The sequence below is a fragment of the Amylibacter marinus genome (assembly GCF_030160015.1).
In the GTDB taxonomy this organism is placed as follows: Bacteria; Pseudomonadota; Alphaproteobacteria; order Rhodobacterales; family Rhodobacteraceae; genus Amylibacter; species Amylibacter marinus.
On the sequence record NZ_BSNN01000002.1, the window covers coordinates 1,118,026 to 1,143,359 of the forward strand.

Consider the following 25,334-nt stretch of genomic DNA (forward strand, 5'->3'; position numbering starts at 1 on the left):
CTCCGCTTTCGGACGGCAATTGTCGTATTGACACTTTCATATTTGCAAGCATTCGCATAGGACAGTGCGCAATTCCACCAGTTATTTCGGAGCCACAAATGACAAACACCGTAAAAGACGCAGGTTTTTTCACCGAAGAGCTTTCTTCTCGTGATCCAGAACTGTTTGCATCCATCACAAACGAGCTGGGCCGTCAGCGCGATGAGATCGAGCTAATCGCATCGGAAAACATCGTATCCAAGGCAGTGATGCAGGCCCAAGGATCAGTGATGACCAACAAATACGCCGAAGGCTACCCCGGGCGTCGTTATTACGGCGGTTGTCAGCATGTTGACGTGGCCGAAAACCTAGCCATTGATCGTGCCAAACAATTGTTCGGCTGTGAGTATGCCAATGTACAGCCGAATTCAGGCTCACAAGCGAACCAAGGCGTTTTCACCGCGCTATTGCAACCGGGCGATACCATCTTGGGCATGTCACTGGATGCCGGCGGCCACCTGACCCACGGCGCAAAACCCAACCAATCTGGTAAATGGTTCAACGCGATTCAATACGGTGTACGCCGGCAAGACAGCCAACTGGACTATGTTCAGGTTCAGGAACTGGCCACAGAGCACAAGCCCAAGATGATCATCGCCGGTGGCTCTGCTATCCCCCGCCAAGTAGATTTTGCCAAGATGCGCGAAATTGCCGATAGCGTTGGCGCCTATCTAATGGTTGATATGGCGCATTTCGCAGGCCTTGTGGCCGCAGGCGAGCACCCCAGCCCCTTCCCGCATGCCCATGTGGCCACCACGACCACGCATAAAACCCTGCGCGGCCCGCGTGGTGGTATGATTGTAACCAATGATGAAACCATCGCCAAGAAGGTGAATTCGGCGATTTTCCCAGGCATTCAGGGCGGCCCCTTGATGCATGTAATTGCGGGCAAGGCCGTGGCCTTTGGCGAAGCATTGCGCCCAGAATTCAAAACCTACCAAAAGCAAGTGCGCCTGAATGCTACCGCCCTGGCGGATCAGCTGATGAAGGGGGGCCTAGATATCGTAACAGGCGGTACCGACACCCATGTAATGCTGGTAGATTTGCGCCCCAAGGGTGTGAAGGGTAACGCCACTGAAAAGGCACTGGGCCGCGCCCATATCACCACCAATAAAAACGGTATTCCCTTTGATCCAGAAAAGCCGATGGTGACCTCTGGTATTCGTCTGGGCACGCCTGCGGGCACCACACGCGGATTTGGCGAGGTGGAATTCCGCGAAGTGGCCGATCTGATTGTCGAGGTTGTGGACGGTCTGGCCGCCAATGGCGAAGATGGTAACGCCGAGGTGGAATCGGCGGTAAAGGCCAAAGTGGCCGCGCTCTGCGCACGTTTCCCTCTGTACGACGATCTATAAATACACGCTCCCTTGGATTGCTAAACAACCCTAGGGGCCGCATACTGGTGGGCGCGCCTTGCGCCCGCCGCATTGTTTGGGCGTTGCCCGTGCATCACATACATGCCATGCTCTGTTCCATAACTGTTGGGCGAGCGAATGGAAAATTCTGTGGATCGGTTTCTGGATGCCCTAGAGGGCGCGCCCGCAGACAGCTGCAAATTCATCGCAATCGATGTGGAAACCGCCAATCAATACGCCCATAGCATCTGCCAAATTGGTATCGCAGTGGTTAGCGCAGCAGGCGAAATCCACACCGCCGGCTATGACATAAATCCAGAACAAACCTTCGATCCCCGAAATATCCAGATTCACGGCATTGATACCAAAAGAGTTGCCAAGGCTCAGACCTTCGCACCCGTATTGCAACACCTGCGCCCGTTATTGGAAAAACACCCGCTGATACAACACAGCTCTTTCGATCAAACCGCCATTGATGCCGCTTGTCGACGCCACGCCATACCAATCCTAGCCGCCCATTGGTATGACAGCGTCACCATTGCCCGTAACGCTTGGCCAGAATTGCGCGGCAACGGTGGCCATGGGCTGGGGCACCTAAAAACATTCTTGAATTTGGATTTCAAACACCATGATGCCGAGGAGGACGCCCGCGCCGCCGCAGAAGTGGTCTTGCGCGCCCAAGATCATACCGCACAGGGGTTTCATATTCTAGCACAGAAAAAGCGGGGAAAAAGCGGCGCAGATAGGCCGCAGGTGCCGGGCGACCCCAATGGTGCATTGTTTGGCCATGTGGCCTGTTTCACAGGCGCGCTAACGCACCCCCACCCTATCGCCACAGATCGCGCCACCGCCGCAGGAATTACAGTGCAGAAGAACCTGTCAAAACAGGTTACAATGCTGGTTGTAGGTGGCCAAGATTTGCTGATCCGCGCAGGCCTTAGCAAAACCACGCAGCAAATCCAAGCAGAGGCCTGGATCGCAGAGGGCGGCTCAGTGCGTATCCTCCACGAGCAGGCATTCTGGGATTTGCTGAAGGCCAAAACAGGCGCGTAACTCTGCCACATTCCCCCGCGCGGAAAAGCGCCGATCAATCGCCCCCTGGTTGCGGCGCAAGCTCAGCTGCGCTAGGCAGAGGTATGCACAGACTAGTGATCTTGGTCGGACTATTAGCAAGCGGCTGTTCGATAGAACGCGCCGCGCCCAACTATGTCGCCCCCACCAGCGCTTTAGATGCGGATGCTCCATGGCCTCGCCTAAGCCCCAGCAACAGCTTGGCCAATTCAGACAGTACCGTCACAACACCACAGGCCCAATTGGCCGCGCGCATTGCCCGCCTGCGGGCGCGAGCAGGCGCACTCTCTGCTGCGCAGTTTTGATGCTTCGCCACCTTGGCGCGTAATTTCGTTGTTCTTGGCCGCGCTCTGCGCTAGTACCGCGCCAAACAAATTAGGAATCGCGTAATGGCAAAATCACTTCGATTGGGGATTGCAGGTCTGGGCACCGTGGGTGTGGGGCTAATTAAAATCATTCAAGACAATGCTGATATGTTGACGATGCGCACAGGGACCTCAATTTCGATCAGCGCCGTTTCTGCGCGCTCGGCCGGCAAAGATCGCGGTGTTGATATTGCGGCCTATGCTTGGGAAGATGATCCCGTGGCCCTTGCCACACGCGATGATGTGGATGTTTTCGTAGAATTGATCGGCGGAGACGCTGGCCCCGCATTGGCCGCAACCGAGGCCGCAATAGCTGCCGGAAAACATGTGGTTACCGCCAACAAAGCAATGCTGGCCCTACACGGGCAAGCACTGGCGCTGGCGGCAGAAGATGCTGGCGTGAACCTGCGCTTCGAGGCTGCGGTTGCGGGCGGCATTCCCATCATCAAATCCCTAACCGAAGGTCTGGCTGGCAATAACATCACCCGCATAATGGGCGTGATGAACGGCACCTGTAACTATATCCTAACCCGCATGGAAACTGCAGGCTTGTCATACGACGAAGTCTTCGAAGAGGCCAATCAGCTGGGCTATCTGGAGGCCGATCCAAATCTGGATGTCGGTGGAATTGATGCCGCGCATAAATTGGTGCTGTTGTCGGCTATTGCCTTTGGCACTCAGGTGGATTTTGACGGTGCGGTTCTAGAGGGCATCGGGCGCATCACCATCGAGGACATCCGCGCCGCGGGCGAGATGGGGTATCGGATCAAATTGCTGGGTGTTACCCAGATGACCGATACAGGCCTGTCACAAACCATGCGCCCCTGTTTGGTACCTCAGTCGTCGCCTTTGGCACAATTAGATGGTGGTACAAATATGATCGTGGTCGAGGGCGACAGCGTAGGCCAAGTGGTTCTGCGCGGTGCAGGCGCCGGCGAAGGCCCAACCGCCAGCGCCGTAATCGGTGATGTAATGGATATCGCACGTGGCATAAATATACCCGTGTTTGGCCAACCCGCCAACACCCTGAAATCCGCGCCCGCAGTGCAAACCGCAGTCGAAAGCCCCTTTTATATTCGCCTGAACCTGCGCGACGAGGCCGGCGCCATGGCACAGGTTTCCACCGCATTGGCCGATGCCGGCGTATCCATTGACCGCATGCGTCAAGACGGACAGCAAGACGCAACAGCCCCAGTGCTAATCGAAACCCACCCGACCAGCCGCCAGACCCTGAATGCCGCTATCAAAGCGATAGAGGTCACAGGCGTGGCCATTCATTCCCCCGTGGTGCTGCGGATCGAAAACCTTTAAACCCTCTTCACAACCGCCCCTCCATAGGAGAAACCCATGTCACAAACTGATCAATTCGAAGACCGCCTATTGTCCCTTGGCCTAGCCCGTGTATCCGAAGCCGCAGCGATTGCCTCGGCCAAACTGGTGGGGCGCGGTGATGAAAAAGCCGCCGATCAGGCAGCGGTAAATGCCATGCGTGAACAGCTGAATATGCTAGATATTCAGGGCGTTGTTGTGATTGGCGAGGGCGAGCGCGACGAAGCCCCTATGCTGTATATCGGCGAAGAGGTAGGCACCGGCAAGGGGCCGGGTGTGGACATTGCGCTGGACCCGCTAGAGGGCACGACCCTTACAGCCAAGGACATGCCAAATGCGCTTACGGTTATTGCTATGGGCCCACGGGGTTCTATGCTACATGCCCCAGATGTTTACATGGACAAACTGGCCATCGGCCCGGGCTTCGAACAAGGGTTGCTTGACTTAAACATGACCCCAACTCAACGCGTGGAAACGCTGGCTAAAGCCAAGGGCGTGGACAGCAATCAAATCACGGTTTGTGTTCTGGAGCGCCCGCGCCATGCAGCAATGATCGAAGAATTGCGCGCGACGGGTTGTGCGATACGTTTGATTTCTGATGGTGATGTGGCGGGTATTATGCACTGTGCCGAGGCCCACAAAACCGGTATTGATATGTATATGGGCGAAGGTGGCGCCCCCGAGGGTGTCTTGGCCGCAGCTGCATTGAAATGCATGGGTGGCCAAATCTCGGCGCGCCTATTGTTTCGCAATGACGACGAGCGCGCCCGCGCCCACAAGGCCGGTATTACCGATTTAAACCGTGTGTATACCCGCGATGAATTGGTGACACAGGATGTGATTTTTGCCGCCACTGGGGTAACCGAGGGCAATATCGTATCTGCAGCGCGCCGCGATGGTGACTACATGGAAACGGAAACGATCTTGATGCGCTCGCGCACTGGCTCTGTTCGACGTATTCAATACCGCCAGAACAACAACTAGCACGCCCCACCGCACCCGCGGTTGAAGGCTGGTTTTGGCTGTTGTGCGCGGTAATTCATGCTATGGCTATGGGAAACCAAGGGCATAGCATGACACAAGAAACCTCTGAGGCATTTTTAAACGTTTCTCGCTCGGTTACCGGGCGCAAATGGCTGGGGCTGGATACAGCAACCGACCGCCAGGCTCAGCTGATCACCCAGCAAACCGACTTGCCCGATGCCTTGGCACGTGTTCTGGCCCGCCTTGGAGTTAGCGTGCTGGAGGCCCTGCCCTACCTATCACCAAGCCTGCGCGACTTGATGCCAGATCCATCTAGCCTACGTGATATGGACAAGGCCGCAGAGCGCATTCAACTCGCCGTTGATCAGGGCCAGCGGATTGCCATATTTGCCGACTACGATGTGGACGGTGCCACATCAGCGGCGCTGTTGCACGATTGGTTGGGCCAGCTGGGGATTACGCCCATAATTTATGTACCTGATCGCATTGACGAGGGCTATGGCCCAAATGATGCAGCCATGCAGAAGCTGGCCCAAAGTGCAGATTTGATCATCTGCGTAGATTGCGGAACCCTGTCCCATGGGCCAATAGCGGCAGTGGCGGGCACGGATGTAGTGGTGCTGGATCACCACGTAGGCGGCGAAACCCTGCCAGATGCAGTGGCCGTTGTGAACCCCAACCGCCAAGACGAGAGCGGTGATCTAGCCTATCTATGCGCGGCAGGGGTAGTTTTTCTAACCTTGGCGGCCATCAACCGTCTGCGCCGAACGGCTGGTCAAGTCACGCCTGACCTGATGCAAATGTTGGATCTGGTCGCTCTTGGCACCGTGGCCGATGTTGCACCTCTAGTTGAATTTAACCGCGCACTGGTGCGCCAAGGTCTGAAAATTATGGCAGGGCGCCGGCGTATCGGCTTGGTTGCCCTATCGGATGCGGCGCGCATGAATTCCACACCCAAGGCCTATCATCTGGGCTATCTGCTGGGCCCGCGGATCAATGCAGGGGGACGTGTTGGCATTGCCGATTTAGGCGTGCGCTTGCTAACCTGTGCTGACCCAGAGGAAGCATCTGCAATCGCGGAGAAGCTAAACCAGTTGAACGAAGAGCGCCGAGAGATCGAAGCACAGGTACAATTGCAAGCCATGGATCAGGCCGAGGCACGCGGATTGGATGCGCCTCTGGTCTGGGCGGCTGGCGAGGGCTGGCATCCAGGTGTAGTGGGTATCGTCGCCTCGCGCCTAAAGGAGACCGCCAATCGCCCCGCCATTGTCATCGGGCTGGATGGCCCTGAGGGCAAAGGATCAGGGAGATCCGTAAGTGGCATCGATCTGGGCGCGGCGATTGCCACAGCCACCCGCGAGGGCGTGTTACTAAAGGGCGGCGGACATAAGATGGCAGCAGGTTTAACCGTGGATAGCGAGAGCCTTGAAACCGCCATGTCACGTATTTCTGAGTTGCTGGCAAAACAAGGTGCAGACCAAATAGGGGTCAAGGATCTACGTCTTGATGGTGCCATTGCCCCGCGCGCCGCAACCGTGGATATCATCGAACATTTGGAACAGGCGGGGCCTTATGGTGCCGGTGCGTCTGCGCCGCGGTTCGCCTTGCCATTTCTAAGGGTTTCTTTTGCTAAGAAGGTCGGGCAGAATCATCTCAGCGTGACATTCGTTGACGATTCAGGTGCCCGTATTAGCGCAATAGCGTTTGGCGCATTTGACAGCGAAATCGGCCCGGCCTTGCAGAATCACGCGGGTAAATCATTTCATATTGCGGGAAGATTAGAGGTAGACGACTGGAACGGGCGCAATCGCGCCAAGCTTCGGATCGAAGATGTGGCCTTTGCAGAATAAAATTTTAAATCTTTTCATTTTTCGTCTTGCGCGCCCTTAAGAGTTCGCCTAAATACCGCTTCACCAACTAAGTGCTCCCTTCGTCTATCGGTTAGGACGCCAGGTTTTCAACCTGGAAAGAGGGGTTCAATTCCCCTAGGGAGTACCAGTTGGTGTTATCTCAAGCATCAAAATATACGTGCCCCAAATATTCGTGCCCCTTGGGGATGGCGGCGGTGTTTGCCCTGTGTGTATCCTGTTTCACACACAGAAACAGCGCAGGTTATACCCCGCGCTGCTTAAATATATAACTTGTTTTTCGGCTATGCCTTTAGGCTGTTAATCCGCTCAATCGCACCGCGCGTTGAAGCGCGCAGGCCCGATAAATCGGCCCCATCTTCCAGCAATGGTTGAACCTCTAGGGCCAGTACCTTACCCAGCTCCACACCCCACTGATCGAAAGAGTTCACCCCCCAAATCACGCCTTGGGTGAAGACCTTGTGCTCATAAAGCGCAATCAAGCGTCCTAAGGCATAGGGCGTTGCGGCGCGTTGCAAAATCGTGGTGCTGGGGCGGTTGCCCGGAAAGGTGCGATGCGCCACCAGATCCTCTACCTGTGCTGGTTCCATCCCCTTGGCCAGTAATTCTGCGCGTACCTCCGCGCTGGTTTTGCCAAAGGCTAAGGCCTGTGATTGCGCCAGACAATTTGCCGTTAGCAGGGCATGCTGGTCTGTTAGGTCTGAATTGGATTGTGCTGACAGGATGAAATCCACAGGGATGATATCCGTGCCTTGGTGTAGCATCTGAAAATATGAGTGCTGTGAATTGGTGCCCGGTGTCCCCCAGATCACTGGTGCCGTGCCATGGGGTACATCTTGGCCGCCCTTGGTCACGCGCTTGCCGTTGCTTTCCATATCCATTTGCTGAACATAGGCTGGGAAGAATTCCAGCCGTTGGTCATAGGGCAATAATGCCACCGTAGCACACGCCATAATATTGCGCCGCCAGATACCGATTAGCCCCAGCAGAACCGGCAAATTCTGAGCCAATGGTGCAGTTTTAAAATGTACATCCATCGCCCGAAATCCGCGCAACATTTCATTAAAGTTGTCCGCCCCAACTGATAGTGCAATCGACAGGCCGATGGATGAGCACATAGAATAGCGCCCCCCCACCCAATCCCAAAATCCAAACACCCGCGCCGCAGGGATGCCAAAATCGGCGGTAGCCTTTAAATTGGTGGACAATGCCGCCAGATTTTGATCCGCATCTTTGGCCGATAAGTTGGTTTGCAACCAGCGTTTTGCGGCCCGCGCGTTGGTAATGGTTTCGATGGTGGTAAAGGTTTTTGAGGCAACCAAAATTAACGTGGTGTCTGGGTTAAGCCCTGTGATTACATCGGATAGATGCGCACCATCTACGTTGGATACAAAATGCACATTCGGGCCATCACCGCGAAATTCCGACAATGCCCGCACTGCCATTACCGGCCCCAAATCCGACCCGCCGATGCCGATATTGATCACATCAGTAAATTTTTTCCCCGCCGCATTGGATACCTGCCCGCTGCGCACCGCATCGGCAAATTCCAGAAAGCGCGCTTTTTCAGGATCCACCAAATCGGCCACTGCACCGCCGTCAACCATCAGCGCATCTTCAGCGATGGCCCGCAACCCGACATGCATCACGGCACGGTCCTCGGTGGTATTCAAATGGTCACCATTGAACATAGCGGCAATCGCGTCCTCTAGCCCAGAGGCGCGCGCTAAAGCAATGAGGTTTTCCAAGGCGAGCGTATCGATACGTTCACACGAAAAATCCAGTGTTAGATCATCAAGCGCGGCAGTATACCCTACATCACGCGTGCCGGTATCAAATAGATCGCGCAGATGTTGATCAGACAGTCGCGCCCAATCAGATTTCAGGTCATTCCAGATTTTTGATTGTTGTGTCACCACATTCCCCTTTGGATACCAGTCAGCATAACCAAACTATATTCACGAAGTGATCGAAAGGTTAACCATAAATTCAACAAAATTGACAGATCACTGTTAGCGCTAACGGGGATAACGGGTTCCACCAGAAAGTAAATGCCTTATACCCGCTTGCGCAGCTCATACTTTTGTATTTTTCCGGTGGCCGTCTTTGGCAATTCGCCGAAAACAATATGTTTCGGGCGTTTGAATCCGGCCAAATGTCTGCGACAGAAGGTGATTATTTCTTCGGCATCCGCTGATTTATTTTCCTTCAGCTCTATAAATGCACAAGGGACTTCGCCCCATTTTTCATCCGGCTTTGCGACCACTGCCGCAAATGCAACCGCCGCATGGCGATGCAACACACCCTCAATCTCGACAGAGGAAATATTCTCGCCGCCAGAGATGATAATATCCTTCAGGCGATCTTTGACCTCGATATACCCATTCTCGTGCATCACCGCCAAATCGCCAGAGGCAAACCAGCCGTTGGCGAAGGCATCCGCCGTGGCATCCGGGTTTTTCAAATACCCTGCCATGATCGAATTTCCCCGCAGGAATATCTGGCCCATGCTGACCCCATCGGCCGGCACATCCTCGCCCAAATCATCCAGCACCCGGACGCCATCCGCATGTACCATTGCCGCGCCTTGCCGCGCTTTTAGGCTGGATTTTTGATTAGGCTCTAATGCATCCCAATTCGAATTCCACGAAGACATGACTGTATGGCCAAAGGTCTCAGTTAACCCGTAGACTTGGGTCACATTGAACCCCAAATCCTCGATGCCCTGCAAAACCGCCGCAGGGGGCGGCGCACCTGCGGTCATTACCTCTATTTTGTGGTCAAACTTCACCTTTTCAGGCGCATTTAGTAACATCCCCAAGATAATTGGGGCACCACCAAAATGGCTGATTTTATACTGATCAATGGCGGCGAAAATCCCCGCCGGCGTAATGGCGCGCGTACAGATCATGGTACCAGCCAAGGCCGCCATGGCCCATGCATGGCACCAGCCGTTGCAATGAAACAGCGGCACCGTATATAGGTATTTCGGATGCCGCGGCAGACCCCAATCAGAAATCACCCCTGTCGCCGTTAAATAGGCCCCACGGTGGGTCGACACCACGCCCTTGGGGCGCCCTGATGTGCCGGACGTATAGTTCAGCGATATCGCGTCCAGCTCGCTGTTTGGCATCTGCCAATCGGCATTTGGGTCGCCCGCCTGTACGAAAGCCTCGTAGTCCGTATCGCCCAGCGCGCTGGGGGGCTGATCGCCCTGCTCATCAAGGATATCAATCACCAAAATATCATGATCAAGGGCGGCCAACGCATCACGCGCATTTGGCGCCAATGCACCGTCCACGATAAATACCTTGGCTTCGCCATGCTCCAGAATATAGCGGATGGTTTCGCTATCTAGGCGCGTGTTAATCGTGTTTAGCACCGCACCAGACATGGGCACAGCAAAATGCGCTTCGATCATTTCAGGGGTATTGGCGGCCAAGATCGCTACTGTATCCCCCCGCCCGATTCCATGTTTACCAAGCGCCGAAGCCAAGCGACGACAGCGGGTGTAAACCTCGCCCCAGCTGTAGCGCCTTGTGCCATAGATCAGCGCGTCGTGATCGGGATACATCAGCGCCGTGCGCTTAATGAATGACACAGGGCTTAGGGCAACGTGGTTGGCAGCCGTGGGGGTAAATTGGTATTTGTCCTGCGTCATTTTAGTTCCTTATGGCGGATCCATTATCCAACAGGCTGGCGATGCGAGCATGTGTTTGCGGTGTTTGCGCCAAGTTTAAGAATGCCTTGCGCTCGCGGTCAAACATTTCTTGCTCCGAGACCTCTAGCACATCATCGCCGCCACTGTTAACCACGATTTCTGCCACCTGCATGGCGGTCGTTTTATCATGTGGGAAAAACAGCCCATCTTGGATGCCTTTGTCCATGAAATCCGACATTTTTTGCAACAACCCCGCACTTGGCAATATGAATTTAGGCTCCTCTGGTACGGTGTAATCAGCCTGTAGCTGTTCGATCAAGAGCACCGCTTGATCCAATAGCTTGTCTCGGTTGCTCATCTCGCCATCACGTTTAGGCAAATAATATTGCAGGCGTGCGGCTTGTTCGGGGCTGTTGGCGATCTTGGCATAGCCAATTTGCATCCATGTGTTCCATGCGGCTTGTTCCCAATCGCCAGTCGCAAGGTGCCAGCGGCGTAGCGTCTCTTTGACACCGCCCCCACCGGGCACCACGCCGACGCCGGCCTCTACCAACCCAAAAACAGTATTGGTATGCGCCAACACTTGATCACAGTGCAACATAACCTCGCATCCGCCACCGATCGTCAAACCAGATGGCGCACAGATCACAGGAACCGGCGCATACTTAAGCGCGCGTACCGCCTGCTGGAAATCATTCAAGAATCCATCCATCGCGGTCCAGTCTTGGGCCTCGATAAATATGCGGAATTGGTTCAGATCAACACCCGCCGAGAAATGCTGGGCGTCATTGTGTACGATTATGCCGCGCCCATGATTGCGCGCCGCCTCGGCCACTACCTGCATCGAGGCACCCGTCAGGGCATTGGCCTTCGAATGAAATTCGATCAGGCGCAGATCATCCCCATAGATGTAAAGACTGGCGGCCTCGTTGGTGAAGATCGGCGTCAGACATTGCTTGGTAATATGAAACCGCGTGGTGCCCGCAGGCAAGGTTACCGGGGCATAAACCCCATCGCGGGGCAAGAGCACCGCGAGCTGGTCGCCCTTGGGTGTATAAAACGGCCCATTTTTCACCGAAGAGGCAATCGCGTCAGGCACCTCAATGCCCGCCTCACGGATCAATTCCGCCACAACCTCGGCTCCCAGCGCATCGATCATCTCGAAGGGGCCGCGCACCCAGTTAAAGCCCAGTTTCATCGCGTCATCGATATCTTGGGGGCTGTGGGTTACATCAGGGATTAAAGAGGCCGCATACCCAAGAACCCGTGCGAGGAACCGGCGACAGAACTGTGTATCGGCATCGGCCGCGCCGCTGATCATCATTGGCAGGGTATCCTTGCCGATCAATTGCGCATCAGCCGCCGCCTGTGCCTTGGGTGGCAAATCAGTTAGACAGGGGCGCGGGGTACCGGTGGCCAAATCTACCGAATTCAGCCCGCCATCGCGGTAAAAACCGCCCTTGCCTTTGTTTCCGCTATAACCATCGGCCACCATATCCTTGATCAGCCCCATTACGGGGTTTTGATCCACGCCAACCCCGTGAAACGCATCACCGCTGGGCAGGATATCCCCCAATGTGTTCACAACATCGGCCATCAGATCCACACCGATCAGGTCATACAGACCAAACACACCGGTTTTCGGGATGCCCATTGGCCGCCCCATCAGCGCATCTGCCACCTCTGGTCGCAGGCCAAGATTTGCGGCCTCGTCCATGCCCACCTGTAACGCAAAAACCCCAACGCGGTTCCCCAGAAATCCGGGGGTGTCATTACATTGCACAACGCCCTTGCCCATCACCCGATCATTGAAATCCGCTAGCCGATCCATGACCGCCGCATCCGTATCCGCACCACGCACCAATTCCAGCAGGCGCATATAGCGTACGGGATTGAAATAATGGGTGATAGCAAAACGCGCACGAAATTCCTTTGGCATCTCTGCCACCAATAGCGAGATCGGAATGGTCGAGGTATTGGATGTCACCACGCAATCATCCCTAATCACATCGTTCAGGCGGCGATACAGATCGCGCTTTACTTCTAAACGCTCTACCACGGCTTCGACGATCCAGTCACAGTCGCCAAGGCGGTGAAAATCGTCCTCGATATTACCGGCAGTAATTAAGTCAATACGCGATTTATGCACCAAGGCGGGCGGATCAGATTTTAACAGCCGCTGCTTCGCGCCCTCGGTCACGGCATTTGGGCTGTCTTTGCCTGCTAGATCCAGCAAGAGCACCTCTTGGCCGGCATTAGCGATTTGTGCGGCAATGCCACTGCCCATGGTGCCTGCACCAATCACGGCTATTTTAGAAAAACTCTGCATTACTTTTGCGCCTCGAAAAATGTGCGCAACGCGCGGTTAACTTCTACGGGATGTTCATTTGGCAACATATGCCCCGCATTTGGAATGACTGTGGGGGTTTCATCCCCAATGGCTTTGGCCATCTGCAGGCCAAATTTTAGCGGTGTCATTTTATCTCTCTGCCCCAAAATAGCCTGCGCAGGGCAGGATAGCGCCGCGGCGGCATCAGCGCCTGTGGAATATGCAGCACAGGCCGATAGATCCGCAAATAGAGCACCCGTTTCGTTGGCCTCCATTAACTGTCTGCCATAATACAGGTGGCTCTGACCGGGCATGGTGTGATCATGCGCATGCCCCACTGGCCCATGCCCCCAATCCACCATAGCGTTTATCGCCGCAGGCTCTTTATCCCGCGCCAATCCCAACAACATATCATTTACAGGGATCGCCAGAGCACAGCCCACCAAGGACAACCCCCGCACCCGATCGCCACTGCGCCGCGCCATTTCCAATGCAATCAACCCGCCCTGAGAGTGCCCAACCACATGGGCAGACTTCACACCCAGCTGATCCATCAAGGCGACGTGCCAATCGGCCATATCCTCGATCGAGGTCAACGGCGCACCGCCAGACAACCCATGCGCGGGCATATCCGGCACCAGAACATCCCACCCTCGGTTGGCGAAATAGCGCCCCTGTAACATATAGCCCAAGTGGCTCTGGCCAGAGCCGTGGACAAACATGATAACATCGCCGCTTGCGTTAAACTCGCGCCCGCCTGTTGATGCAAAAACCTCTGCGGTATTCAGCGTGGTCTTCATGTGCTTTCTCCAACCTTGCTGGCCTTTTTCAGGGCTTGGGTAAAATCGGCCTTAAGATCATCAAAATCTTCTAGCCCCACCGAAATACGGATCATATCATCGCTTAGGCCTGCCGCTTGCATGGCCTCGGGGGTGATATGGCTGTGGGTGGTGCTGCCTGGGTGGATCACCAACGTTTTGGCATCGCCAACATTGGCCAGATGCGATGCAACGGATACGCTCTCGATAAAGGCACGCCCCGCATCGCGCCCCCCCTTAATGCCACAACCAATGATCGAGCCAGCCCCCTTAGGCATCAGCCGTTTTGCAACCTCGTGATCCGGATGGTCTGGCAAAGAGGGATGCTTGATCCAAGAAATGGCTTCGTGACCTTGGAGGAATTCCAGCATCTTTTGGGTATTGGTCATATGGCGCTCCATACGCAGACCCAGTGTTTCTATACCTTGGATCAAATGGAAGGCATTGGTTGGGCTCAGGCTGGGGCCGATGTTATACATTCCCTCGGTACGCACGCGGGTGATAAAGGCGGCGGGGCCGAATTCTTCGTATAGATTAACCCCCTGAAAACCGAAATGCGGCTCGGTCAGGGTGGGGAAGCGATCGTTTTGCCCCCAATCAAAATTACCGCCATCAATCACCACACCGCCTAGCGCCACGCCGTGACCACCAATCCATTTGGTAAGGGAATGAATGACAATATTCGCGCCCTGCTCTAGGGGTTTCATCAGCCACGGGGTATTAAACGTGGCATCGATCACCAACGGTACACCCGCATCCGCGGCAATCTTCCCAACCGCGGGCACATCCATCACATCCATTCCTGGATTGCCTATCACTTCGCCAAACACCATTTTTGTGTTCGGCTGAATGGCCTCTGCGATGGCCTCTGGATCATTTGGGGCCACAAAGGTTGTGGTGATGCCATAGCGGCTAAGGGTGTGCTGAAACAGGTTGATATTTGCGCCGTACATTTGACTGCTGGAAACGATATGATCCCCTTGGGAACACAGTGCCAGCACTGTAAGAAAAAGGGCCGACATGCCACTGGACGTAGCCACCGCACCAATGCCCCCCTCTAGCGCGCAAAGCCGCTGTTCTAGTACCGCAACCGTGGGGTTGGAAATACGGCTGTAAATATGCCCGCCAACCTCTAGGTTAAACAGCGCGGCGGCATGCTCGCTATCTTGGAACACATAAGAGGTGGTCTGGTGAATTGGAACCGCACGCGAACCATGGCGGCTGTCGGGGCTGTGGCCCGCATGTAGGCTCAGGGTATCAAATTTGAAATCACCGGTCATGTCTCTCTCCCAAAAGTTCGGCTGCATTGCACAAGTGTTGCGTGATTGCCCACTTTGTCAACCAGAACGCCGCGCGCTATATTTGAACATTTTGCCGCATCACTGGGTGATCGTTCTATTTCGGCGCTTTCAGCATTTCCTGCACGAATTTTTCCCATGTTAGCGCCTTAGCAAGGGTTTTTGCCCCCTCTGCGCGCGCCTTCAGTGTGTTCATTTCCAAGCCTGCAAGAATTTCCGCCAGTGCATCCACCTGACCCATTGGAAATAACCACCCCGTCTGACCAGGGTGCACCACATCGCGAAGACCTGCCAGGTCGCTGGCGATCACGGGTTTGGCAAAATGATACGCCAGCGGCACCACGCCTGATCCCGTAACCGAGGTATAGGGTAGAACCACCGCATCTGTACGGGCGAAATAGTTTGACGCATCCTTGTCCGAAACATAACCCGCATCAAGTGTGACCTGAGAAGCTAACCCCAGCTGTTGGATCAATGATTTGGTTTCCTCTAAACCATCCCAAAATTCCCCCGCAATGGTCAGAGAGATATCCTTGCGCCCCGATTGAGCCAACGCACGTAGGGCAATCGGCAAGCCCTTATAGGGGCGCACCAGCCCGAAAAACAGTACATCTATGGCATGGGTTTTGGCAACCGGCGCATCGGGTTCAGGGAAATCATCGAAAATTGGATGCGGAAACACCACTGCCGGTTTACCGGGATAATGCTGGGCCAATAAATCCGCCAGACCACCGCCATGGGTCATGAAAAAATCTGCCTGCGCCAGCGCTCGTTTGCTAAGGGCTGATTTCCACCAGACCTCTTCGTGATCAAAGGCATTGTGAACAATCCCACAAGTCTGAATACCGGCGCGTCGTATGGGTGCCAGAATACTGGCCAAGGCAGGGGCCAGAAAAAACGTCCATGTGGGGAACACCACCAAATCTGGGCGCCACGCACAGATTTCGCGGGCCGCTTTGCGCCATGTTAACGGGTTTACCCCATCGATGATCTCGCGCTGATCGATATCTTGTGGCGCGTCTAGATCACACGCGCGCTCGGCCTCGCCGGGGTAAAGGGCCTTGGGGTATTGGCGGGCATAGCTCCAGACCCGGACCTCTTCGCTATTTTGCATCGCGCGCGCAACGGCCAAGCTGTGGCGTGCAATACCACTGCGCACGGGGGGCAGCGGTGCGATCATGGCAATGCGTTGGCGGGTCTTAGTCATGTTTAGGTCCTTTGCGCGTTAATATCCCAAATGGATAAAGCCCCATACGCATGGTCAGTACCGCGCAATTTTGCAACAAGACCTCGGCCTCTAGGCGCATCCTTTGCCAAAGCCCTGCGCGGGGCGCGATATCCGAATACCCTGCCCAATCACAAAGCGATCCCGCCAATGCACAGACCTCTTGGCTGGTCTGTTCAGGCACCGATTTGCGCCAGATCTCGGCGCGTTCGGGCACAAAGCCCTGCGCCACTTCTTTGGCCTCATCAAATCTTGGGTTCAAAACCTCTGGGTCAAAATCTAGACCTAAGAACGCACAGATATCTCCGAGTACAGCCTCTGGTGCTTGCACCAGATCCTCATAGCGGATCTTCATCACCCGCCGCTGTGGCAGTACCTGTACCGCGCGGCGCAATGCGCGATTGATCAATACCCAACGCGCCAAGCATTGGCGCTGTGTTGCAACACGGCGAAATCCGGGTTTGTTCATCACCGACAGGATTGTCGGCATCGGGTGGCGGGTAATCACGATCATTTTGATGTTTGGGTTTTTACGCAGAATTGCCAAGGCAAAGGGGCTGTGCCATGGGGTTTTCTCGCCGATGACCGCCCGATCAGACAGGCTATTTAGTATCTGCCCATATGCAGCACCGATCGAGGGTGCAGAGGCGTAGCTTTGGGTGATCTGATCTTTGGCCTGTGCAAACACCCCGCGCGCAGGGTATTCCTGATCTGACAAAAACCGCGCCACCATTTTGGCCTGACGTGATTTCGGGACAAATGACAAAAAGCGGCGCTGGCCATAGACCTGATTAAAATACTGCATTTCTGGGGCGATGAATATATCGCGGTGGCGATCCAGCGCCTGCGCCAGAACGGTGGTACCCGATCGGGTACAGCCAGCAATGATAACCTGTTGGCTCATGATCTCTGACCCTTTGTTTTGAATAGCCCCAGCCCTAATAATATCAGCCCGCTCATAAATAACCCCGACAGCCGATTCAGCGCAGTTGCCAAAAATGCCGCGCCCCCCGATACCGCGATCGCACTGGCCAACGTGGCGGCGATAGCCTCGCTTAGCCCAAGCCCCGCGGGAATGATCGTGGCGGCCGAACCAATGGTGGTGGCTACCGATAGGGTCGCTAGTGGCGCGAACCCCAGAACCTGCCCCAAAATCGCAAAGGCGCAATAGAGACGCAACAGATTGATAGATACGATCAAAACCCGCACCGCCAGCATCTGCCATAGCGCCGATGCACCAAATCTGGCCCGCAGTAGCGCAGCGCAAATTCCAATACCAAAGCTACTACCACCCAGAACAATCCAGCCTCCTTGAAAGGCGCCGCCCACCAGCCCCAGCCCGCCAACAAACACCGCAATACATAGCGTTAGAACCGCCCCAATGCCTACCAATATACCGCTATCAGCGGCGCTGGCACCGCCATGTTTCAACGCGCCCGCGCGCACCAATGCCCCACCGGGCAAGGGCAATATCTCGGCCAAATTCGCGCTGGCCACCACGCCCAGCGCCCGTGATGCGCCCAGCGTTACCCCCCCTGCCCGCGCCGTAATTCGAAAGGCCAAGGCCCCTGCAAGACTGGCCAAAAACCCCAGCACCATAAACACCGGCACCTGCGGCCACAGGCGCAAGTCGCCCCATGCCAAACCAAGGTTCTGCAACGCCCAGAACAGGCCCGCAAAAAACAATACCCCCCCAAGGCCGAGGAAGGCGTATTTATAGCGCTGAGCAAAGGCTTTTAGCTGTTTTAGCGCGCTCATGCTTATCTGATCCCCCAGAACAAATGATAAATCTCCGTTTCAGGAGGTGGAGGCAAAGCATCGGGCACAACGCCTGCCCATCGCAGGCGCATCTGATGCGGGTGGCTGGTTTCAACCCGATGTATGCCCGCAGATAACGCGACCTGCATCCCCTGCTCGATGCGTTGACCATCGATAAAAACGGGCGTTTGGCTGTCTAAAATATAAGGCCCAGCGTGATAGATTGTGACCTCATGCAGACCCTTGGCCATCTGTAGCCGCTTGCCCAGTACATAGATATCCCCCCAAAAAGGCAGAAAATTTTGGCGTAGGGTCTGTGCATCTTTGGGGAAAAATCCACAGCAATTGGCAATGCGTGCATCTCCTTCTAGGGCGGCCTGTAGATAGCGGGTGTTGTCGATCAAAAACAGCGGTGTTTCCTGTTCTAGGGCTTTTTGAAAAATCGGCTGTCCGGCCTTGCGGTAATTTTCCATCCCCCAGCTGGACATGAAGACACCAACCTTGGGAAACGAGGTGATCATCCCGTTGCGGTCAATATAGGGCACGGGCTCTGTAAACAGCTGATGCACCGCCGCGATTGTTTGGCGCTGTGCGGATTGGGTCTCTTGGCTGGTGAGCACCGCCTGTGTGATCCCGCCAAGCGCCATCAAACCGGTAACCCCGCCAAGGGCAAATCTGCGGCCATCCAATCGCCGTAGCCCCACCGCGGCCGCCACCATCATCGGGGGTGTGATAAAGGGCATGAAATAGGGATAGGCATTCCCGTAAAACAAAACAGATCCCAAGGGCAGGCAGAGGGTTAACAGCACCCATTTTTCACGGCCAGCCCCCGTGCCAGCACGCAGTGCCGCCAGCGCTGCTAGCAATGGCACGATGCTATAGATCAACCAGACCTTCAAATAGGGTTTTGCAGGTAAAAATCCCGCCCCGAATATTGTGCGCCCAGATGCGTTCTTCAAAACCTTTTGCGTGGCCTCTGCACCGCTTATGTTACTCGGTATATTCAGCTGTGATTTATGCCACAGGAACATCGCCAACAGCATGAAAACAGCGGCCACACCAGCCAGCACAATACGCAAAACCGCATCACGGCTGGTGCCCCGCCAAATCAGGGCCCCTACGAAGGCGGGTATAAACAACAGGGATTTAATGGTGATCATCACCGAAAGCGCTGCCGCAAATCCCGCCACCAACAAAGGCCGCGCCCGCAAGGGGTGACAAAACAGCAAATATAGCGCCCCCATCAGCAAAAAGGCCGCAAAGGGATCCGCGCGAAAGCTGGCCCCATGGCCGATCACAAACCCCGAGGTCACATAGGCTAGCCCCCCCAGTATTGCATAGGGTTTGGGGGCAAAAATACTGGCGATGCGATAGATAAAGTAGAGCGTCCCCATCAAACACCCAAAGGCCACAATACGCCCCGCAATCACCATGCCAATTTCAGAAAATGGTAAATGAGTGAGCCAAGAAAACAGATGCGCATGAAAGGTTTGCAGAGGTTTTTCGACCTGTCCGCGCGCCATATCAAATGGGATAGACAGAAAGTGAAACTCGTCCCAATTGATATTATGCCAAAAGCACAATCCCAAAATCAAAACAGCAAACAGCGCCACCAGCCCCATCGCGCCCTTGGTCATATAGACCATAGGCGGGTTTGGATCTGTTTGCGCCACAGGTTCTGCCATCTGGGTTAGGATTTGGCGGCTTTTGTCGCCGCGGCTTTTTTGCGCGCTGTAATGGGTTTCGCCATTGTTTCATTTTGGGGTGCCTCGCGCAGCAATTGACGTGCGCGCACATCCTCTAGCAGGCTGCGATTTGCAGAAATCAAATCAGCCAAGATCCCCGCGGTGACCATGATGCTGGCCATGGCCAACAAAGCACCAGATAAGACCAAGGATTGAATATGCCCATCGCCAGATCCGGTCATATACAAAATCAAGAACCGCAAAACACCAAACAATCCAGGCAGAGCGAACAGCGCCGTTAGACCTAGGAAAAACCGCAATGGCTTGTAGATGATGAAAATGCGCACAATGGTTTTGGCAGAACGGCTGACATATTCGCCAATGCCCTTAAACAACCGCGATTTGCGCGTAACGACATTCACCCCAATTGGCACAGAAATCATTGGGATTTGCTTGCGTCCGGCCTGAATAATGGTCTCTAGGGTATAGGTGTAGGTGTTGATCACGCATAGGCGCGCCGCCGCATCGCGTGAATAGGCGCGAAAGCCGCTGGGGGCATCGGGGATATCTGTTCCGCTAGCTTGGCGCACCACCCAGCTGCCCAGCTTTTGCAGGGCTTTCTTTAGGGGTGACCAGCTTTCGATGGTATCGATGGGCCGCGCGCCAACCACGATCTGGGCGCGGCGCTCTATAATTGGGGTGACCAGTTTGGGGATATCAGCGCCGCAATACTGGTTGTCTGCATCTGTGTTCACAATAACATCCGCACCTTGGCGAATACATTCTTCAACCCCCGCCATAAAGGCCCGCGCCAAACCAACATGGCTGCTCATACGCAGCACATGATCAGCGCCCGCATTCTTGGCCACCTCTACCGTGCGATCGGTGGAACCATCATCAATCACCAATATTTCCACCTTGGAAATCCCGGGGATTTCGCGTGGAATATCAGCCAAGGCCTCGGCAAGGGTTTCTTCCTCGTTCAGTGCGGGGATTTGTACAATCAGTTTAATAACGCCACCTCTATAATAAACCTGTTCTTCACCTGTCGCGGTAATCGCACATTATGTCAACAGTAAGACCGGCTAGCGTCTAACAATGCTGGGCATCTGGCGCATAAAGTCATCCTTGTCACGCACGGTTAGAACAATGCGGCGCAATCCATCAATACCCGTAGCCTGCGCGATGCGTGAAACCAATTCGCAGGCCGCGCCATAATGGCGCCCATAGGCCCGATCCGCCACCATTGCATTCCAATCACGAAAGGTATCGGCGCGCAAAACCCGCGCTAAATCGGCCTCGTTGTGCCGTTGAAAGGAACAGTGCCGCCCTGATAGGAATTCGGATAACCCCTCGTCAAACCATGCTGGGAATCGCTGGCGGTACAGATCCTGAAACCCCATCAGCGCATGCAAATCAACATGAATACGCTCGTGATTTAGCACCGATGGCGTAAAGCCCTTGGGCGAAATCAAAACACGATGATACCCCAGCGTAAGCCCCAGCGGCATTCTACCAAAGATTTCCTCACAGTTGGATTTCAGACAGATGATATAGGTCGGGCGCGCAGAAATTTCGGTGAAAAATTGCAACGAGTTGTACTCGGCCTTTTTAATCGCCTCGGTAATTTGACCACTGCGTTCCGGGCTGTCGGTATAAATACGCGGGGCGATTTCCTGCATACCAAAGAAGCTGGGGGTAAGGGCACGGTGCCACCCCGCCTGTGTCAAATAAACCGTTATCATAAACAGAAGGGTCGAGGTCGACAGAGCGCGGGAAATCTTCTTCAACATAGATTTAAGCATTAAATCAACCAATACATTTATTGATAGCGTATAGCGCAACCTAACCGAATCAAACCGGATGTCAAAAGCGGAAAACACCCCAAATAGGATCAAAGAAATTGCAATAAATATGAGGGGCATTAAAGTCAGTATAAATAATATCGAATACTAAATGGGGGAATACTTTGGACATAAAAACCTATTCGATCAACCCGCTGGTCGCGATAATTGACGATTTCATCACAGAAGATATCGCGCAGCACATCATTAATCTGGGCAAAGATGATCTGACGCCCACCACCGTGACCACACCAGATGCAGCAAATATGATTGATTCACGCTGCAAAAGCCTGTCTACCCAGATGGTGCAATGGGAAGACCCGATCCTGACCAAGGTCACCACCGACATCGCCGATATTGTGCGCCTGCCCCCTGAAAACGCAGAACCCTGCAAATTATTGCACTACCAAGGCGAACAGGACTTCGTGCCCCATTCAGATGCATTTCACAAAAATAAGGGCGGGATAGAGCAAATGACCCGCGGTGGTCAGCGCCTGTTTTCCAGTATGATTTACCTGAATGATTGCGATGGCGGGCAAACTACATTTCCGGCTCTAAAGATGCAGGTCATGCCAAAAATGGGCCGCTTATTGATCTTTGCCAATACAATGATCGGGTCAATTGACCACCACCCACATGGGATTCATGGCGCTCTTTCCGTCAACAGCGGTGAAAAATGGGCGATTCATTTCGGCTGGAGACAACTTGCGTACCATAAACCGCGTGTTTATCCCGAGAATTCGGGTGAAATGGTCGATATTTAACTTGGTTGTACTAGGTCTCTTCTGATATTTATAAATAATTAGTTAACAATGAAGAAGGAGGGGACAATGAAATACATCGCACCAACAGCGGCATTGGTTATGAGTGCTACACAGGCCGTGGGAGGCACCTTGACAGATCCAGCAGTGGAAGAAATCATCGAGCCAGCAACCCAGGCCGGATCATCCGCCAACTGGATTATTCCAGTATTGATGATTGGCGCTGTGGCCGCGCTGGCCAGCAGATCGGGGAATGACCCCGAGCAAGAACCAGAAGAGAGCTGCATGTACATCAGCATTGGCTGCGAATGAGAAACCTCCAAAGGCGCCCTAGCGGCGCCTTTGGTATAGCCTAGCCATCAATGCGGATGGTTTTGTTCTGCGGGTCATAGGGGCTGTCTTCTACAATCTCACAGGCGTAACGATCACCCAAGATATTCACAGATAGCTTCTGTCCGACGGTGGATAACTCAGGGCTTACATACCCCATACCAATAGATTTTTCGAAGGCCACGGAGTAGCCGCCAGAGGTCAAGCGCCCCACCTTTACATCCCCATCATAAAGCGCCTCGCGCCCCCAAGGATCCGCATCATCCGGCCCATCAATCAGCACCGTTACGCATTTCGCCCGAACGCCAGTTTTTTCCATCGCCTCCTTGCCATGGAACTCTTTGCTTAGGTCGATAAAGCGCGGCAGATCGGCCTCGACAGGTGTTGCATCGCGGCCTAACTCCGTACCAAAAGCACGATAGGATTTCTCTTGGCGTAGCCAATTTTGCGCCCGTGCGCCGACCAGTTTCATTCCTTGATCGGCCCCTGCCTCCATCAACAAATCATATAGGTAATTCTGCATTTCAATCGGGTGATGCAATTCCCAGCCCAATTCGCCCGTGTAGGCCACACGGATCGCATTTACGGGACACATGCCCAGTTCTATCTGTTTGGCAGACAACCATGGGAAACGTTTATTGGAGAGGGCTGTTGCGGGGTCCGCATCGCGGATCACCTTATTTAGAACCGCACGGGATTTTGGGCCCGCAATAGCAAATACGCCCCACTGCGTGGTCACATCTTGGATTTCTATATACCCAAACTCTTCCATCTTATCCGCTGCCGCCTTGCGCAGATAATCGGCATCATAGGCTGTCCATGCACCTGCCGAGACCAAATAATAATCATTCTCGCCATTGCGCACAATCGTGTATTCTGTGCGTGTGGTGCCATGATCTGTCAGCGCATATGTCAGGTTGATACGGCCAATCTTGGGCAATTTATTACAGGTGAACCAATCTAAGAACTGTGTCGCCCCCGGCCCCTTTACAACATGTTTGGTAAAGGCCGTGGCATCAACTAGCCCTACCCCGTTACGGATCGCGCGCGCTTCTTCTACCGCATAGGGCCACCATGTGCCACGGCGAAAAGAGCGCCCATCATGATCAAAATTCTCATCCGCATCCTTGGGGCCGAAATAATTCGGCCGATCCCAGCCATTTACACGGCCAAATTGCGCGCCCGCCGCCTTTTGGCGATCATATGCGGGCGATGTGCGCAGGCCAGCACAGGCAGGGCGCTCTTCATCGGGGTGATGCAAGATGTAGACATGATCGTAGCACTCCTCGTTTTTGCGCGCCGCATATTCGGTGGTCATCCAAGAGCCATAGCGCTTGGGGTCAAGGCTGGCCATATCGATCTCGGCCTCGCCCTCTACCATCATTTGCGCCAAATAATTACCCACACCACCAGCAGCGGTAATGCCAAAACTGAAACCCTCGGCCAGCCACATATTGCGTAGGCCAGGGGCTGGGCCAACCAGCGGATTACCGTCGGGTGTGTAACAAATCGGGCCATTGAAATCATCTTTTAGCCCACTTTGCTCACTAGAGGGCATGCGGTGTATCATCGCCATATACTGTTCTTCGATGCGATCCAACGCCAGTGGGAACAGATCAGCGCGGAAACTATCGGGCACACCATATTCAAACCGTGCTGGGGCATTTTTCTCGTAAACACCCAAGATCCATCCCCCTCGCTCCTCGCGCATATAGGATTGGGCATCGGCATCGCGAATAACGGGGTGCTCGGGGTTGCCATCGGCGCGCCACTGCTTCAACGCTGGGTCAACGTCCGTGACAATAAACTGGTGTTCCACAGGGATTGCTGGGATTTTTATGCCCAGCAGATTTGCGGTACGTTGTGCATGATTGCCAGTGGCTGTTACCACATGCTCGGCGAACACCTCTACCTGTTCATCCGAGGCTACCAAATTGCCGCCCCGCTCGACCATTTTGGTCAGGGTTACCTTCCACTCGTGGCCCATCCATTCATAACCATCCACCTGCCATTTACGCTCGATGATTACGCCGCGTTGGCGCGCACCTTTGGCCATGGCCATGGTAACATCGGCAGGATTTATATACCCATCTCCTGGATGATAAATCGCACCTTCCAAATCGGTGGTATTGATCAATGGCCAGCGCTCCTTGATCTGGGCTGGCGATAGGCGGTGATATTCAATGCCTACGGTTTCAGCCGTAGAGCCATAGAGCATATATTCATCCATGCGGTCCTTGGTCTGGGCCATGCGCAAATTACCCACCACAGAAAAGCCGGCGTTCAATCCGGTTTCTGCCTCAAGGGATTTGTAAAACTCTACCGAATAATCATGCAAATGCGTGGTGGCATAACCCATGTTAAACAACGGCAACAACCCCGCCGCATGCCATGTGGAGCCAGACGTCAGCTCGTCGCGCTCGACCAACATCACATCTTTCCAGCCATATTTCGCCAAATGATAGGCAATGCCCGCGCCAACGGCACCGCCCCCTACAACCAAAGCTTTTACATGGGTTTTAATCTGGGTTGCCATTGTCGAATCTCCGCATTCTGTCCCCACCAGAATTGCAGAAATCACTTGATGCGCGCTAGGGGGGCCGACCCTTTCTTT

20 protein-coding genes and 1 tRNA gene are annotated in these 25,334 nt (G+C 54.4%); 9 read left to right on the forward strand and 12 right to left on the reverse strand.

The window, feature by feature from the left end:
• The first annotated feature begins 98 nt into the window (after positions 1-98).
• The 7 genes from glyA to QQL62_RS06380 all read left to right on the forward strand — a co-directional run bounded on the left by glyA (position 99) and on the right by QQL62_RS06380 (position 7,141).
• Positions 99-1,394, forward strand: coding sequence for a serine hydroxymethyltransferase (glyA, locus tag QQL62_RS06350; protein ID WP_284377060.1), 1,296 nt, complete (start codon positions 99-101; stop codon positions 1,392-1,394).
• A gap of 138 nt (positions 1,395-1,532) precedes the next feature.
• Positions 1,533-2,447, forward strand: coding sequence for an exonuclease domain-containing protein (locus QQL62_RS06355; RefSeq protein ID WP_284377061.1), 915 nt, complete (start codon positions 1,533-1,535; stop codon positions 2,445-2,447).
• 83 nt (positions 2,448-2,530) lie between these two features.
• Positions 2,531-2,770 (forward strand): hypothetical protein, encoded by a 240-nt coding sequence (locus tag QQL62_RS06360; protein ID WP_284377062.1) that lies wholly within the window; start codon positions 2,531-2,533, stop codon positions 2,768-2,770.
• Between the two features lie 84 nt (positions 2,771-2,854).
• Entirely contained in the window at positions 2,855-4,141 is a 1,287-nt protein-coding gene (locus QQL62_RS06365) for a homoserine dehydrogenase (protein ID WP_284377063.1), read from the forward strand.
• 36 nt (positions 4,142-4,177) lie between these two features.
• Positions 4,178-5,143 carry a class II fructose-bisphosphatase gene (gene glpX / locus QQL62_RS06370; protein WP_284377064.1) on the forward strand — a complete coding sequence of 322 codons (966 nt, stop codon included), beginning with the start codon at positions 4,178-4,180 and terminating at the stop codon, positions 5,141-5,143.
• An 89-nt stretch (positions 5,144-5,232) separates the two neighbouring features.
• Positions 5,233-6,993 (forward strand): single-stranded-DNA-specific exonuclease RecJ, encoded by a 1,761-nt coding sequence (recJ, locus tag QQL62_RS06375; protein WP_284377065.1) that lies wholly within the window; start codon positions 5,233-5,235, stop codon positions 6,991-6,993.
• 73 nt (positions 6,994-7,066) lie between these two features.
• Positions 7,067-7,141: transfer RNA gene (locus QQL62_RS06380), tRNA-Glu, on the forward strand.
• A gap of 154 nt (positions 7,142-7,295) precedes the next feature.
• Here QQL62_RS06380 and pgi read toward each other — a convergent pair.
• The 11 genes from pgi to QQL62_RS06435 all read right to left on the reverse strand — a co-directional run bounded on the left by pgi (position 7,296) and on the right by QQL62_RS06435 (position 21,590).
• Complete coding sequence (gene pgi / locus QQL62_RS06385; RefSeq protein WP_284377066.1) at positions 7,296-8,927, reverse strand: glucose-6-phosphate isomerase; 1,632 nt, start codon at positions 8,925-8,927, stop codon at positions 7,296-7,298.
• A 140-nt stretch (positions 8,928-9,067) separates the two neighbouring features.
• Positions 9,068-10,672, reverse strand: coding sequence for an AMP-binding protein (locus tag QQL62_RS06390; RefSeq protein WP_284377067.1), 1,605 nt, complete (start codon positions 10,670-10,672; stop codon positions 9,068-9,070).
• 1 nt (position 10,673) lies between these two features.
• Positions 10,674-13,001: a 3-hydroxyacyl-CoA dehydrogenase/enoyl-CoA hydratase family protein gene (locus QQL62_RS06395; RefSeq protein WP_284377068.1), complete on the reverse strand. Its 2,328-nt coding sequence runs from the start codon at positions 12,999-13,001 to the stop codon at positions 10,674-10,676.
• Positions 13,001-13,801 carry an alpha/beta fold hydrolase gene (locus QQL62_RS06400; protein ID WP_284377069.1) on the reverse strand — a complete coding sequence of 267 codons (801 nt, stop codon included), beginning with the start codon at positions 13,799-13,801 and terminating at the stop codon, positions 13,001-13,003. The genes QQL62_RS06395 and QQL62_RS06400 overlap by 1 nt, the downstream gene beginning before the upstream one ends.
• On the reverse strand, positions 13,798-15,099 hold the full coding sequence (locus tag QQL62_RS06405) for an O-acetylhomoserine aminocarboxypropyltransferase (RefSeq protein WP_284377070.1): 1,302 nt from the start codon (positions 15,097-15,099) through the stop codon (positions 13,798-13,800). The genes QQL62_RS06400 and QQL62_RS06405 overlap by 4 nt, the downstream gene beginning before the upstream one ends.
• 115 nt (positions 15,100-15,214) lie before the next feature.
• A complete protein-coding gene (locus QQL62_RS06410; RefSeq protein WP_284377071.1) occupies positions 15,215-16,324 on the reverse strand; it encodes a glycosyltransferase in 1,110 nt (369 codons plus the stop codon).
• The gene (locus QQL62_RS06415; protein ID WP_284377072.1) at positions 16,317-17,246 is read right to left on the reverse strand and encodes a sulfotransferase family protein; all 930 of its coding nucleotides are present in this window, start codon (positions 17,244-17,246) and stop codon (positions 16,317-16,319) included. The genes QQL62_RS06410 and QQL62_RS06415 overlap by 8 nt, the downstream gene beginning before the upstream one ends.
• Complete coding sequence (locus QQL62_RS06420; RefSeq protein ID WP_284377073.1) at positions 17,243-18,100, reverse strand: lysylphosphatidylglycerol synthase domain-containing protein; 858 nt, start codon at positions 18,098-18,100, stop codon at positions 17,243-17,245. Before QQL62_RS06420 ends, QQL62_RS06415 begins: the two co-directional genes overlap by 4 nt.
• A gap of 2 nt (positions 18,101-18,102) precedes the next feature.
• Complete coding sequence (locus tag QQL62_RS06425; protein WP_284377074.1) at positions 18,103-19,773, reverse strand: ArnT family glycosyltransferase; 1,671 nt, start codon at positions 19,771-19,773, stop codon at positions 18,103-18,105.
• 17 nt (positions 19,774-19,790) lie between these two features.
• Positions 19,791-20,843, reverse strand: coding sequence for a glycosyltransferase family 2 protein (locus QQL62_RS06430; RefSeq protein WP_348520658.1), 1,053 nt, complete (start codon positions 20,841-20,843; stop codon positions 19,791-19,793).
• A 27-nt stretch (positions 20,844-20,870) separates the two neighbouring features.
• On the reverse strand, positions 20,871-21,590 hold the full coding sequence (locus QQL62_RS06435) for a hypothetical protein (RefSeq protein WP_284377075.1): 720 nt from the start codon (positions 21,588-21,590) through the stop codon (positions 20,871-20,873).
• 164 nt (positions 21,591-21,754) lie between these two features.
• Between QQL62_RS06435 and QQL62_RS06440 the strand changes: the two genes are divergently transcribed.
• Together QQL62_RS06440 and QQL62_RS06445 are read left to right on the forward strand one after the other, a co-directional pair.
• Complete coding sequence (locus QQL62_RS06440) at positions 21,755-22,393, forward strand: 2OG-Fe(II) oxygenase (protein WP_284377076.1); 639 nt, start codon at positions 21,755-21,757, stop codon at positions 22,391-22,393.
• A 66-nt stretch (positions 22,394-22,459) separates the two neighbouring features.
• The gene (locus QQL62_RS06445) at positions 22,460-22,702 is read left to right on the forward strand and encodes a hypothetical protein (RefSeq protein ID WP_284377077.1); all 243 of its coding nucleotides are present in this window, start codon (positions 22,460-22,462) and stop codon (positions 22,700-22,702) included.
• 40 nt (positions 22,703-22,742) lie between these two features.
• On the opposite strand, the gene QQL62_RS06450 is transcribed toward QQL62_RS06445, so the two are convergent.
• Complete coding sequence (locus QQL62_RS06450) at positions 22,743-25,244, reverse strand: GcvT family protein (protein ID WP_284377200.1); 2,502 nt, start codon at positions 25,242-25,244, stop codon at positions 22,743-22,745.
• Between the last annotated feature and the right edge of the window lie 90 nt (positions 25,245-25,334).